A 12,933-nucleotide genomic window follows, 5' to 3' on the forward strand; every position below is an offset into this window, starting at 1 on the left:
TCACGGCAGGGCCACCTTCTCGGGGTATTGATCCGGGTTGTCGAGGTCGAGCAGCTGGTCCGCCCAGAACATCGTGACCAGCTCGGAGCCGCCCACGTTGCGGATGTTGTGCACCCACAGCGTCGGCATGTCCACGAAGGACGGCTTGTCGCCGCTCAGCCTGAAGGACACCACGTCATCGTGCAGCAACCGACGGAGCGAGATCTCGGCTTCGCCCTTGACGACGAAGAACCGCTCGACCTTGTGCAGGTGGTAGTGCTCGCCCCGCACCTGACCGGGATTCGTGGTCGAGACGAATGCCTGGCCGGTGCCGCCATGAGCGCGCACGGTCTCGAACAGGTCGCCACGGTTGTCAGCATGGACCTGCGGGGACAGCGGCCACATCTGCGGGAAGGCGGCAGCGCGGTAGGTGTTGAACAGGTCGACCTCGAACTGTCCGGGCAGCGGCGGGATCTCTCCGCTGGTGGCATAGAGCTCGTGACTGCGCTGAAGGAGAGCGAGTACCTCCCCGATACCGCGCGACTCCGCAGCCACCACCTCGCGTACGTCGGAGCCGAGCGCAGCAATCAAGGCCGCTGCAGCACCTTGGGCGTGCAGGAGAGGGATCTCGCGATCGCCGGAGACCGTCGGGGTGCGACCTGCAGCCACCTCGTGGGCGAAGGTCGCGACGAACGAGTTGTAGCCCGGGCGACCGTGCTCGCCGAAGAGGTTGGGCAGCAACAGGTCGGCGAAACGGCCCCCTGAGGCACGCACCGCGTCCCCGATGAGATCGGCTGCGGCTGCCTTGCCGCGGCCGTAGGCGTTGTCCAGATCTGCCTGGACGGAATTGGCGAACACGACATCCATCGGCCGGCCGGCGGCCTTGATGGCGGCCGCCAGAGTGCGGGCGAGCTCGATGTTGCCCAGCTCGACCGCCTCGTCATTTTCGGCCCTGTTGACCCCGGCGATGTGCACGATCCGGTCGACGCCGGTCAGTGCCTGCGCCAGCACCGCGGGATCGGCGAAGTCAGCGCGCCCCAGGCGCACGGGCTCGGTGCCGTGCACGGCGCGCAGCCGGCAAGCTGTGTGCCAACCGAGGAAGCCGTAGCCGCCCGTGATCGCGGTCGTCATCGTGACCTGAGGATCTCGGCGAGGGCGGCACACACTCGTTCGATCGCATCGACTCCGTGGACGGAGCCGCTGGGCAGGGTGACACCTTGGGCGAAGAGTCGTTCAGAGATCCCGTTGGTGTAGCTCGGCGCATCTGCGAAGACCGGCTGCAGGTGCATGGGGTTCCACAACGGCCGCGCCTCGAGGTCACGGGCCTCCAGGCCCTGCAGCAGCTCCTGCGGCGTCAACGAAGCTGACTCGTCGACCACGAGAGCCGTCAGCCAGCAGTTGTCGTCGACGTCGCCCTCGCGCTGGAAGACCTCGACACCGGCCACGTTCGAGACGACCTCGGCGTAGGCGTCACGGATCTCTCGGCGGCGCGCGATCATGCCGTCAAGCCGGGCAAGCTGGGCGCGCCCCAGCGCGGCCAGGATGTTGGACATCCGGTAGTTGTACCCGATCTCGCGGTGCTCGTAGTGGGCCACGGGTTCGCGAGCCTGGGTGGAGAGGAAGCGGCAGTGCTCGGCGATCGCGCGATCGTCGGTGAGCAGCATCCCTCCCCCAGACGTCGTCATGATCTTGTTGCCGTTGAAGCTCAGCACCGCTGCGCGGCCGAAGCTGCCGGCAGGTCGGCCTTGGTAGGAGGCGCCCAACGCTTCCGCGGCGTCCTCCAGGATCGGCACACCGTGTCGGTCGCACACCTCGGTCAGCGGACCGTAGTCGGCACACCGACCGAGCAGGTCGACCACCATCACGGCCGCGACGCGACGCCCTCGCGAAACCTGGTCGGCGATCGCTTGATCGAGAAGCTCCGGATCAATGTTGCCGTCGGGCCCGGAGTCGACGAAGCACGGCTGCGCCCCCGTGTAGGCGACGGCATTGGCGGACGCGACGAACGTCATCGTGGAGACCATCACGATGTCACCTGGCCTGACCCCGAGGTCCACCATCGCGAGGTGCAGCGCGGCGGTGCCGGACGACATGGCAACCGCATGCTCCACACCGCATCGCGCAGCCATCTCCTCCTCGAAGGCCGTGACCTCCGGGCCGGTCGGCGCCACCCAGCCCGAGCGCAAGGCTCTCAGGACGTATTCCTCCTCCAGGGCTCCGACATCGGGCGGTGACATCAACAGTCGTTCAGTCATGGGCGCACTTCCTCCGTGGTGAGGACACTCTTGATCGTGTCCGAGATGCAGCGGATGTCGGCCGCCAGCGACCAGTTCTCGACATAGGCGCGATTGATCCGCACCTTGTCGGGCCAGATGACGTCCCGGTTGTAGGCCTCCGGGTCCTCGGCGCTCGCCAGCAGGTCTTCCTCGTGGCGGTAGGCGATGGCGGCTGGTCCGGTGATGCCCGGACGGACGCTGAGCACGATGCGATCACTGCCGTGCAGCTCGTCGGCGAAGCCGGAGACGTCGGGACGTGGGCCGACCAGGCTCATGTCGCCGCGCAGCACGTTGATCAGCTGCGGGAGCTCGTCGACCTTCAGGCGGCGCATCGCGGCTCCGGCCCGAGTGATCCGTGCATCGTTCGCGGTCGTCACCGTCGTCCCACCGACGGCTCTCATGGTCCTGATCTTCAACACGGTGAAGGGCTCACCGTGCCTACCGATCCGCGTCTGCCGGAAGATGCCGTTGCGCCGGGTGCTCGCCGTCGCGACCAACCACGCCACGGCGCACAGGGGCGACGTCACGACCAGGCCGACCAGCGCCAGCGCCACGTCGAACGATCGCTTCTGCGCCGACTGGATCCGCGACAGACCCTCAGCCGGCATAGCCGAGGCTCCTCAATGTCTCCGATGCGAGCGCCCCGAGTCGGGCGCTGCTCTCGGCCCCGAGCTTGGCGCGTCCCTTGCCGATGCTGCTCGCGGACACCGAGGCCACCGCCTTGGCGTCGAACTTTTCGGGCTGCCCGAGGAAGTCGAGCAGGTCCCTCAAGCCAGCCTCGGGCTCGCGCACGAAGTCCTCGTAGGAGACGTGGAAGACCTGCGATGACGACATCGCGGCCAGACCTCGTTGCGAGACCTCCACGCAGCGCTGCCACTGCAAGAGGCACACCTCGTCCAGCGGCCGGGTCCGGGCCAGCTCCTGCCAACCTTCGGTCTTGGGTCCCCACCAACCCACCGTCTGACCCGGGGCTGCCGTGGCTCGGCGCTTCTTGAGCTGGTTGGCGACGAAGCGCGCGCCGTAGTAGGGCAGGTCGCTCGGCGGTACGAACTTGGTCTTCGCGGCCGTGTAACGCACATCCAACGGCGCGTTCCAGCGAGCCATCGCCGAGGCAGTGGCGTCGAGCCCGTCCCTCGTGATGAACACGTAGCGGGCATCGGGCTTCACCTCGTGCACGAACTCGACCCGCAGGGAGTTGGCGCAGGTCTTCTCCACGATGCTCTGGGCGGCGTACCGGTGCCTGGCCTTCTCGAACTCTCGCCGCAGGTAGCCGACGACCTCGGGAGTGGCCTGCTCGGCGCGCAGCTCGTCCGACGGGAAGGCTCGATTGCCGTGCCGCCAGGTCAGGTTGATCTCGTCGCACGGCCAGGTTGCGTAGCCCGGGAGCGCCGTCAGGACGTCCCTCAACATGTTGGTGCCGGAGCGAGGGGCCCCAACGATGACGACGTCGTTGTCAACGCTCATGCCAGATTCCCATCACGGTGTTCGGCCAGAAGTTCGGACCAGCGCGGCAGTACGACGCTCGCTGCGAACTGTCGTTCCCAGACCTGACGCGCGCGCTGCGACATCGCGTCGAGCTCGGCCCTTGCTTCGACGACCGCGACGAGCCGCTGCTCGATGGCCCGCGCGTCATCAGTGGGCAAGTGCCAGCCAAGTCTCTCGTCAACCACGAGATTCGCAAGTTCGCTGTCGCGCTCCACGGCAACCAGGAGCGGTAGCCCGGCAGACAAGTAGGTCGCAGTCTTCGAGGGGAACGCGAAGCCGATGACCTTCGGCGTGAGGCTCACGAGCCCCACATCGGCCGTGCCCAGCAGCGCGCGCGCCTGGGCCGACGACCCGTGCGGGACGAAGGCGACCCGGGGGCGCCTGTCTGCGGGGGCACTGTTGACGAGTGCCTGCAGGGCCCCCTTGGCTGCGCCCTCCCCCATGAAGACCAGCTCGATCCCGTTCAGCTCCGGCGAATCGGAGAGGACTGCCTGGGTGATCGTCTCCAGGCCCTGGAAGCGACCGATGTTGCCGGTGAAGGCAATGCGCAGGCGGTCGGGCGTGGACGCCACCGGGGTCGTCTGCTGGACGCCGTCGAAGTCGGGCAGGTCGAAGTTGTTGATCACCACGATGCGAGCGGCCAGCCGTGGGTCGCGAGCCAGGAGCGCGCCGCGCATGTCCTCGGACAGGACGACGATCGACTCCGCCCGTCGACAGGTCGCCAGGTCGAGACGCGCCATCAGCCGGTAGACGAAAGGGTTGGCGAACTCACCCGAGAGGGCACCGATCTCCGGGTGCAGGTCCATGCAGTGGTAGATGAAGCGCGAGCCACGCAGCCGAGCGGCGATCGAGACCGCCATCCCCAGCAGCACCGGTGGCGCGGTCGAGCACATCACCACGTCGCGCTTCGGGCCGAAGAGCACCCGCAGTCCGACGATGAGCGGGAACCACGCCACGTTGAACAGTCGACGCAGCTTGCCCGACCTGTCCGATTGCATCGAGACGCGCCGGACCCTCGCGTGGTCGACGGTCTCCACCGACGCGCGTCGTTGCGGCGCGCTCTCCGGCTTGTAGGACGGCTGGCTGGAGAGGACGTCGACCCGGTGCCCGTCCTGGTGCCACTGCTCGACGATCGAGCGCAGGATCGTGGCGTACGGCGGAGTGTCGGGCCAGTAGTAGCGGTGAATCGCCAGGACGCGTAGGGAGGCAGGCGTTCGGCTCACGACTTGTCCAACAACCCCTGGAAAGCGGGAAGGCTCAGGAGCAGTTCCTTGACACCGTCGACATCGAGACGCTCGGTGTTGTGCGAGTGGTAGTCGTCGAAGGTCGCCTCGGCGACGTCGCCCTCGTCGAAGTACTGGCTGTAGTTCAGGTCGCGGGCATCCACCGGCACGCGGTAGTAGAGATCCTGCTCCTGCGCACGCGAGAGCTCCTCGCGGGTGGCCAGCGTCTCGTAGAGCTTCTCGCCGTGACGGGTGCCGATGACGTCCATCTGTGCCTCGACGCCCACGAGCTCGGCGACCGCCTGGGCCAGGTGGGCGACTGTGCTCGCCGGCGCCTTGCGCACGAACAGGTCGCCCGGAGTGGCGTGCTCGAAGGCGTGCTCGACGAGATAGACCGCCTCGTCGAGGGACATCAGGAAGCGCGTCATGTTCGGGTCCGTCAGCGTCAACGGCTTGCCGGCCTTCAGCTGCTCGACGAACAGCGGGATCACGGAGCCCCGAGAGCACATGACGTTGCCATAGCGAACCGTGGAGACGACGGTGTTGGCCGTCGGGTTGTTGCGAGCAAAGGCCTGGGCGGTCTTCTCCATCATGGCCTTGGAGATCCCCATGGCGTTGACGGGATAGACGGCCTTGTCCGTGCCGAGGCACACGACCTTGCTGACGCCGTTGGCGTTGCTCGCCTCGATGACGTTGGAGGAGCCGAGAACGTTGGTCTTCACCGCCTCGAGCGGGAAGAACTCGCACGAGGGAACCTGCTTCAGTGCGGCGGCGTGGAAGACGAAGTCGACGCCGCGGGTCGCGCGGTCGACACTGTCGTAGTCACGCACGTCGCCGATGTAGAAGCGAACGCGCGAGTCGTTCAGCGCCCGGCGCATGTCGTCCTGCTTCAGCTCGTCGCGGCTGAAGATGCGCACCTCGCGCACGTCGGTCTCGAGCAACCGGCGCACCATCGTCGAGCCGAACGAGCCCGTTCCGCCGGTGACCAGCACAGTTGCCTGAGTCGCGGCCGTGGTTGTTGACACGTGTATATCCATCCCCGAGGGAGTCAGTTGTCTGAAGTGCGCGACCCGGCGTGCGCGGCGCTCGGGTCGGGCAGGCTCACCCAGTCCTCGAAGGCCTGCAGCATGCCGAGATCGTTGGAGCCTAGGTCATAGCCTCGCACCACGGCGGGCGACAGCGGCGAGACCGGTGCGTGCGAGACTAGCGGGTGCTTGGAGCGTTCGTCGTCCTCGGCGCCACCGAAGAGCTGCTCGTGCAGCTTCTCGCCCTCGCGCAGACCGGTGTAGACGATCTCGATGTGCTTGCCGGAGATCTGGATGAGCTGGCGCGCGACGTCGTCGATCTTCACGGGCTGTCCCATGTCGAGGATCATCACCTCGCCGTTCTCGCCCAGGGCGCCGGCCTGGACGACGAGCTGCACGGCCTCCTCGACGGTCATGAAGTAGCGCGTGATCTCGGGGTGGGTGACGGTCACCGGACCGCCGGAGGCGATCTGGGAGGTGAACGCGTGCAGGACCGAGCCACGACTGCCGAGCACGTTGCCGAAGCGGACGCTGATGAAGGCCCCGTCGGCCCGCTGGGCCATCGCCGCCGTGAGCCGCTCGGCGATGCGCTTGGAATAGCCGAGCACGCTCGTCGGATCTGCGGCCTTGTCGGTCGAGATGTTGACGAAGGTGGAGACCCCAGTGGCGGCCGCGACCTCGAGCACGTTGGACGTGCCGAGGACATTGGTCTTCATCGCCTCGTGCGGATATTGCTCGAGCATCGGCAGGTGCTTGAGCGCCGCCGCGTGGAAGACCACCTCGGGCCGTCGGTCCTGGAAGATCTTCTCCAGGGCGTGCAGGTCGCGAATGTCGTTGAGCACGACGTCGCGCCCGTCGAGCAGTCCGTGACCGTGGATCGTGAGCTGTACGGCGTGCAGTGCCGACTCATCACGGTCGAGCATGATCAGCTCGGCCGGCCCGAAGCGGTGGATCTGACGACACAGCTCCGACCCGATCGAACCGCCGGCGCCGGTCACGAGGACTCGCTTGCCGGTGAGGTAGCCAGCAATGGAGTCGATGTCGGTCTCGAGCGCGGCCCGGCCCAGGATGTCGCGCATGTTGACGTCGCGGACGTCGCGGACGTCGGCTCGCGTGTTGAGGCTCTCCGAGTAGGACGGCAGCATCTTGACCGCCACTCCCAGCTCACGCGCCCGGTCGAGCACCGGCTTGACGACGTCCTTGGACGCACCCGGGATGGCAACGACGACCACGTCGACACCGCTCTCGGTGACGACGTCTGCGAGATCCTTCAGAGTGCCGAGCACGGGGACGCCGTAGTGACGCCGCTGCCGCTTCCAGGGGTCATCGTCGAGGAAGCCGACCGGCTTCATTCCTGCATTCGGCGTGCTCAGCATCGAGAGGGCGAGCCTGCTCCCGGTGAAGCCGGCACCCACGATGAGTGCTCGCTCGAGGTGATCTCCGCTGGCGAAGAAGGTGCGATCGGTGTTGTAGCGCCACAGCGCACGAGCAAGCGCCATCACGAAGAGACCGAGGAACGTCGCGGTCAAGGGAAGGCTGCGCGCCACCCACGGGGTTGGGAGAACCGCGTTGGCGAGGAAGACGGCGAGTCCGGCAGAGGTGGCGGCCAGGCCGAGGAAGATCGTCTCCTCGATGCTGGCGACACCCACTCGACCCCGATAGACCCGCCAGGCGAGACCGCTCACCAGGTGCACTGCGATGGCCAGCACAGCCACGCCCAACAGGCGGAGCACCACGTCGCGGTCGAGGATCTCGTAGCGCACCAGGGCCGCCAGCACGTAGGCCATGCCCAACGCCGTGGCGTCGAACCCCATCAGCACCAGCGTGCGGCGTGACCGCAAGTTCTGCGAGACCTTTTCCCGAGTCAAGATTCCCTATCCCCCATAGCTGCATTGGACCACGGGCGTCCCGTGCGTCCCAACCTGGCTGCCTCCGCAGTTTCACACGCGAAAGGCGTGTTCGGGCAGGAATGGTTGAAATTCATCGTTCCTGTGACGCACGGCTCAATGTCAGCAACGTCGATCGGGTCGACACAACGCCTGGGAGGTCCACGTAGAACGTCGCCCGGAGTGGATCGGCGGTGTTGTTGACGTCTCCCAGGTCGAGGCCGAGCGAAGAAACCCGGCTGACCCGGAGCTACCGGGTCATGCCACCGGGTCGGCCCAGACCTTCACCCAGTCGACGTCCATGTGCTGCGGGAGCTTGTCCTCGCCCCCGAGGTGCTGGAGCTCGTAGTCAGAGCTGAGCAGGCTCAGGATGAGGAACTCCGGCTGCCCGGACACGCCCTGCGTGATGGTGTTGGTGACCTGGCCGTCGATGCGGAAGACGTACTTCTTCGGGGTCCACTCGACCGAGAACACGTGGAACTTCGACGACCAGTCGCCGCCGAACTGCTCGGGGTCAGGCAGCCAGCCGCCGGCCGTCTTGCCCTTCGCGGTGGGGTGCCAGTAGACGAAGCTCGTCAGGCCGCCGTCGGGGTGGTCGTCGCCGAAGTACTCGATGACGTCGATCTCGGCGCCGGTGACCTTCGCGTCCCCGGTGGGCTTGGGCCCGAAGCCCTGCATCCAGAAGGACCCGTGCTGGCCACGGAGCTCCTGGAACTTGATGCGTGCGGCGGCGTGGCCGTACCTGAAGCTGAAGCCCGTGCCGATGTGGCCGTTGAGGCGGTAGTTGTACTTCTCACCCTTGACCCGGCACGTGCCCTTCTTCGGGTCGTCAATGACGCTCAGCCGCACGACACCGTCGACCCACTCGACTGCGTCGTCGGAGGCACGCGAGCACAGCCGGACACCGGCATAGCCTTGGTCGCGCGTCGCCCAGACGTCCTTGAGCTGCTCGTCGAACTCGTCGGTGAAGGTCGCCTCGGGCGCGTCGGCGGTGGACAGGTGGATGCCCACGGGCTCGTCACCCTCGGACACCACGCGCAGCTCGCTCGCCTCGCCGACGGTCAGCGCGACCCGGCCCTTCTCGTCGGTCTCGGCACTGTCCTCGAGGGTCCAGTCGTCACCGTCGGCGACCTGGAGCTCCACCACCTGGCCGGCCGAGGCTCCCTCGATCGTCGCGTCGACGACGTACTCCGCGTCGGACGACTCCTCGGTGTCCTCACCGGGAGCCGCGAGCTGGGGCAGCACCACGGCTGTGATGCCGGCGCCGTCGTCGTAGTCGGACTCGGCGACGTCGATGCCGGAGGCTCCGGAGCACGCGGTGAGCGCGGTGAGGCAGACGAGGGCGGCGGTGTGCCGCAGGGCAGTGCTGGTTCGAGACCTGGTGCGAGACATGGCCTGCATCTTGCCCTAGCGCGCGAGCCGCATCCCGAGGAGGTAGAGCTCGCACCCCAGGCAGAAGCCGAAGACGGCGTTGAGCAGCGCCGCAGCCACGGCGAAGCCGATCGCCACCTGCGCGACCACCAGCGCACCGGCAGCGAAGCCGAGCAGCGCCACGACGGTGAAGGCCAGTCCGACGGCCTGGGCGAACCGCGGCGGCCTCGGGTCCTCGAGCGCGGCCGGCGGCGCGAGGCGCGGCTTGACCAGGGTCTTGAAGACGTAGGCCGTCGGCGTCCGCTGCACACCGAGGGTGGCACCCGTCAGGAAGAAGAGTGCCTGCACGGCGACGAGCGCCACGGCGACCGGCGTCGGCGCCAGCAGCGCCGCGGCGAGCAGCACGAGGGTCACAGCCGCGGTGAAGCGCGGGCCACGGGGATCGATCACGAGTCAGCTCCGGTCGGTAGGGCGGCGAGCACCTGGGCGCGCTGCGGGGCACCCGCAGCGCGGGCGACCTCGTGGCCGCGCGAGTCGAGCACGAGCGTCGTGGGAGTACGCCGCACGTCGAGCGCCCGCACGAGGTCGAGGTGCTTCTCGGCGTCGATCTCGACGTGGCGTACGCCGATCTCCCGCTGTGCGACGTCCGCGAGCACCACCCGGGTCGTCCGGCAGGGTGCGCAGAAGGCAGAGGAGAACTGGACGAGCGTGGCCCGCTCGCCGAGCGACGCGGCGGGGAGCGCGTCGCTCACGTGCCCCCACGTGTGGGACACCGGCTCGCTGCCGAAGTCCCCGTCGGTGGCGCGCCGGAACAGGCCGAAGCCCACCGCCACGACGACGGCGAGAGCGAGGATCACGATTCCGGTCACACCAGCCTCCAACAACACGAGCGGCTCCCGATGTTCCGGGAGCCGCTCGCGAGATGCATCACGTCAGATCGCGACTGCGACCTCGGCGACCGAGCCGACGGCCGCGGTGACGCGGGTGTCGACGGGCTCGGCCTTGGGGGCCAGCGTGCGCAGGGTCCACTCGCCGTCGCCGGCGAAGAAGCGGAAGTGTCCGGTCGCGGAGGTGGGGACCTCGGCGGTGAACTCGCCCGACTTGTCCAGCAGACGCACGTAGGCGTTCGGGACCGGCTCGCCCTCGCGGGTGACCTGGCCCTGGATGACGGCCTCGATCTTGGTGTTGACGCCGTCGAGCGACAGGCCGCCCTCAGTTGCGCCGCACATCAGGCGTCAACCGTTCCGGGCTCGTCGCCGAGGGCGATCGGGACGCCGACGAGGGAGCCGTACTCGGTCCACGAGCCGTCGTAGTTCTTGACGTTCTTGCGACCGAGCAGCTCGCTCAGGACGAACCAGGTCAGCGAGGAGCGCTCACCGATGCGGCACAGCGCGATGGTGTCCTTGCCCTCGTCGAAGCCGACCTCGTCGTAGAGCTTGACCAGGTCCTCGTCGGACTTGAAGGTGCCGTCGTCGTTGGCGTTCTTGCTCCAGGGCACGTTGACCGAGGTGGGGACGTGGCCGGCGCGCTGCGACTGCTCCTGCGGCAGGTGGGCCGGCGCGAGCAGGCGACCGGCGTACTCGTCGGGGCTGCGCACGTCGACCAGGTTCTGCACGCCGATGGCGGCAATGGTCTCGTCACGGAAGGCGCGGATCGAGTGGTCCTGCTCCTGCGCGACGTAGGTGGTCGCGGCGCGGGTCGGCAGCTCGGCGGTGAGCTCGCGGGAGTCGAGCTCCCACTTCTTGCGGCCGCCGTCCATGAGCTTGACGTCGCCGTGGCCGTAGAGCTTGAAGTACCAGAACGCGTAGGCGGCGAACCAGTTGTTGTTGCCGCCGTAGAGCACGACGGTGTCGTCGTTGCTGACGCCACGCTCGGACAGGAGCGCCTCGAACTGGGCCTTGTTCACGAAGTCGCGACGGACCTGGTCCTGGAGGTCCGTGGTCCAGTCGAGCTTGATGGCGCCCCGGATGTGGCCCTTGTCGTAGGCGGTCGTGTCCTCGTCGACCTCGATCAGGACGATGCCGGCAGTGTCGAGGTTGTCCTCGACCCACTGGGCCGAGACGAGCGAGTTTTCGCGGCTCATGGGATGTGCTCCTTGGTTGTGGTGACGCGATGGAAGAAGTGGCATGACTGCGTCGGGGCACGCGGCTCGGAGACCACGCGCAGAGGACGAGCCCGCGCCCCGCGAATTGTCCACAAGAGTGGTGGACTTAGCGGAGGATGAAGTGCGGACCCGTCAGGACATTCGACACAGCGCCGAGCGCGTGCGGCAGTGATCCACTGCGCGGCGCTTGGTCAGCATGGTCGAGAACATGCTGAGGACTCTAGGGCGGGGACGGTGACGAGCTTCGATCCGTCTCGCATGCTGGATGGGCGTACCACCGATTGAGACGGACGGGAGTGAGGCCCGCGGCGGCCGCCCAGGGACCGCCGGCGGCCTACTTGCCCGAGAGGGCGAAAGGACGTGCGCGGCCGCGACGGAAGGGCAGGACCGAGGTCGGCAGCACCGAGTCGAGGATCGACTCGAACTGGTCGGCACACCCCTCCAGCGCGAACTCCTTCTCGGCGAGCAGGCGCGACTCGGCGCCGAGCTGGGCCAGCCGAGCGGGGTCACGCAGCACCTGGTCGGCCCAGAGCGCAGCAGGCCCCAGCGAGGAGCGCAGCGGCGGTGCGATGAACCCACCGGCGTCGAGCACCAGCCCGGCCGCGAGGTTCTCCGGCGGCATCAGGCCCAGCACCGGTCGCCCGGCCGCGAGGTAGGAGAGCGTCTTGGACGGCACGGAGAACTCGCCGGCGTCCTGCTCGAGCAGCACGACGAGCAGGTCTCCCGACGCGAGGACGTCCGGCAGGTCGGCGTACGGCTGGAACGGCAGCAGGCTCAGCGGGACCGAGAGCCGCGCGGCCGCCGCACGCACGACGGGCACCGCGGGGCCCTCGTTGACCACGACCAGGCGGACCGGGGTGCCCTGCGCGCGCACGGCCGCGGCCAGCTCGACGAGCAGCTCGGGGTCGTGCTTGAGGCCGAGGGTGCCGGAGTAGAGCAGCGTCTGCTCCTCGTCGAGGCCCTGGGTGACGGCCCAGTCGTTGTCGCGCGGACGCGGGGAGATCTCGTCGAGCGGAGCCCAGTTGGGGATGACGGTGACCTTGTCGGCCGTGCCCCACTTCTCGTGCACGGAGCGGAACGCCTCGGTGATCACCACGATCGCCGCGGCCCGCCGCGACCCCCAGCGCTCACCCCACTCGAGGGCCCGCGCCAGCGCGCCGAAGATCGGCGACAGCTTGGTGCCGGCCAGCCGCGCGACCGCGACGGCCTGCACGTCCTGGTGCCACAGCACCCAGGGCGTACGGCGCAGCCACAACGTCGCAGCGAGCATCACCAGCATCGGCACGGGCGTGGTCGACACGAGCACCACGTCCGGTCGGGCGCGGCGCACGAACCGGACGAGGTCGACCCCGAGGCGCAGCTCCTGCAGCGAGCGCCGGAGATAGCTGGTCTTGGCGATCGTGCGACCGACCGACACCGGCTCGAAGCGCACGGTCTCCCCCGGTCCGGCCTCGAGCCGGCCGTGGCCGCTGACGTAGGCGTCGCACCACGCATGCGTCACGTCATGGCCCCGGCGGCCGAGCTCGCGGCTCAGCTGGGCCTGGAAAGGATGGCCACTGAAGTCGAAGACGAGGACCCGCACGA

At 68.2% G+C, this 12,933-nt stretch carries 13 protein-coding genes; all 13 read right to left on the reverse strand.

Annotated features, from left to right (window positions below; all coding sequences use genetic code 11):
* The 13 genes from CF8_RS16145 to CF8_RS16205 all read right to left on the reverse strand — a co-directional run bounded on the left by CF8_RS16145 (position 1) and on the right by CF8_RS16205 (position 12,931).
* Positions 1–1,110, reverse strand: a complete 1,110-nt coding sequence (locus CF8_RS16145) for a polysaccharide biosynthesis C-terminal domain-containing protein (RefSeq protein ID WP_036491265.1) — start codon at positions 1,108–1,110, stop codon at positions 1–3.
* Positions 1,107–2,234, reverse strand: a complete 1,128-nt coding sequence (locus tag CF8_RS16150; RefSeq protein WP_036491266.1) for a DegT/DnrJ/EryC1/StrS family aminotransferase — start codon at positions 2,232–2,234, stop codon at positions 1,107–1,109. The genes CF8_RS16145 and CF8_RS16150 overlap by 4 nt, the downstream gene beginning before the upstream one ends.
* The gene (locus tag CF8_RS16155) at positions 2,231–2,863 is read right to left on the reverse strand and encodes a sugar transferase (protein ID WP_010834177.1); all 633 of its coding nucleotides are present in this window, start codon (positions 2,861–2,863) and stop codon (positions 2,231–2,233) included. Before CF8_RS16155 ends, CF8_RS16150 begins: the two co-directional genes overlap by 4 nt.
* Positions 2,853–3,719, reverse strand: a complete 867-nt coding sequence (locus CF8_RS16160) for a sulfotransferase family protein (RefSeq protein ID WP_010834178.1) — start codon at positions 3,717–3,719, stop codon at positions 2,853–2,855. Before CF8_RS16160 ends, CF8_RS16155 begins: the two co-directional genes overlap by 11 nt.
* Positions 3,716–4,963 carry a glycosyltransferase family 4 protein gene (locus CF8_RS16165; RefSeq protein WP_010834179.1) on the reverse strand — a complete coding sequence of 416 codons (1,248 nt, stop codon included), beginning with the start codon at positions 4,961–4,963 and terminating at the stop codon, positions 3,716–3,718. The genes CF8_RS16160 and CF8_RS16165 overlap by 4 nt, the downstream gene beginning before the upstream one ends.
* Positions 4,960–5,988: a polysaccharide biosynthesis protein gene (locus CF8_RS16170; RefSeq protein WP_269634794.1), complete on the reverse strand. Its 1,029-nt coding sequence runs from the start codon at positions 5,986–5,988 to the stop codon at positions 4,960–4,962. The genes CF8_RS16165 and CF8_RS16170 overlap by 4 nt, the downstream gene beginning before the upstream one ends.
* Before the next feature lie 23 nt (positions 5,989–6,011).
* Complete coding sequence (locus CF8_RS16175) at positions 6,012–7,802, reverse strand: polysaccharide biosynthesis protein (RefSeq protein WP_084623142.1); 1,791 nt, start codon at positions 7,800–7,802, stop codon at positions 6,012–6,014.
* Between the two features lie 330 nt (positions 7,803–8,132).
* Positions 8,133–9,266, reverse strand: a complete 1,134-nt coding sequence (locus tag CF8_RS16180) for a glycoside hydrolase family 16 protein (protein WP_156887253.1) — start codon at positions 9,264–9,266, stop codon at positions 8,133–8,135.
* A gap of 15 nt (positions 9,267–9,281) precedes the next feature.
* Positions 9,282–9,695 carry a DUF4395 domain-containing protein gene (locus tag CF8_RS16185; RefSeq protein ID WP_036491268.1) on the reverse strand — a complete coding sequence of 138 codons (414 nt, stop codon included), beginning with the start codon at positions 9,693–9,695 and terminating at the stop codon, positions 9,282–9,284.
* Positions 9,692–10,114, reverse strand: coding sequence for a TlpA family protein disulfide reductase (locus CF8_RS16190; RefSeq protein ID WP_010834184.1), 423 nt, complete (start codon positions 10,112–10,114; stop codon positions 9,692–9,694). The genes CF8_RS16185 and CF8_RS16190 overlap by 4 nt, the downstream gene beginning before the upstream one ends.
* Positions 10,115–10,177: 63 nt before the next feature.
* Positions 10,178–10,474 (reverse strand): DUF1416 domain-containing protein, encoded by a 297-nt coding sequence (locus tag CF8_RS16195; protein WP_010834185.1) that lies wholly within the window; start codon positions 10,472–10,474, stop codon positions 10,178–10,180.
* A complete protein-coding gene (locus CF8_RS16200; RefSeq protein WP_010834186.1) occupies positions 10,474–11,328 on the reverse strand; it encodes a sulfurtransferase in 855 nt (284 codons plus the stop codon). Before CF8_RS16200 ends, CF8_RS16195 begins: the two co-directional genes overlap by 1 nt.
* Positions 11,329–11,683: 355 nt before the next feature.
* Positions 11,684–12,931: a glycosyltransferase family 4 protein gene (locus CF8_RS16205; protein WP_010834187.1), complete on the reverse strand. Its 1,248-nt coding sequence runs from the start codon at positions 12,929–12,931 to the stop codon at positions 11,684–11,686.
* Positions 12,932–12,933 lie beyond the last annotated feature (2 nt).

The sequence above is a fragment of the Nocardioides sp. CF8 genome (genome assembly GCF_000389985.1).
GTDB lineage: Bacteria > Actinomycetota > Actinomycetes > Propionibacteriales > Nocardioidaceae > Nocardioides > Nocardioides allogilvus.

Bases quoted from the DNA above. Each gene is read 5' to 3' on its own strand.
- CF8_RS16160 (WP_010834178.1), bottom strand. From the start codon at position 3,719: ATGAGCGTTGACAACGACGTCGTCATCGTTGGGGCCCCTCGCTCCGGC.
- CF8_RS16175 (WP_084623142.1), bottom strand. From the start codon at position 7,802: ATGGGGTTCGACGCCACGGCGTTGGGCATGGCCTACGTGCTGGCGGCC.
- CF8_RS16155 (WP_010834177.1), bottom strand. From the start codon at position 2,863: ATGCCGGCTGAGGGTCTGTCGCGGATCCAGTCGGCGCAGAAGCGATCG.
- CF8_RS16180 (WP_156887253.1), bottom strand. From the start codon at position 9,266: ATGTCTCGCACCAGGTCTCGAACCAGCACTGCCCTGCGGCACACCGCC.
- CF8_RS16150 (WP_036491266.1), bottom strand. From the start codon at position 2,234: ATGACTGAACGACTGTTGATGTCACCGCCCGATGTCGGAGCCCTGGAG.
- CF8_RS16145 (WP_036491265.1), bottom strand. From the start codon at position 1,110: ATGACGACCGCGATCACGGGCGGCTACGGCTTCCTCGGTTGGCACACA.
- CF8_RS16200 (WP_010834186.1), bottom strand. From the start codon at position 11,328: ATGAGCCGCGAAAACTCGCTCGTCTCGGCCCAGTGGGTCGAGGACAAC.
- CF8_RS16195 (WP_010834185.1), bottom strand. From the start codon at position 10,474: ATGTGCGGCGCAACTGAGGGCGGCCTGTCGCTCGACGGCGTCAACACC.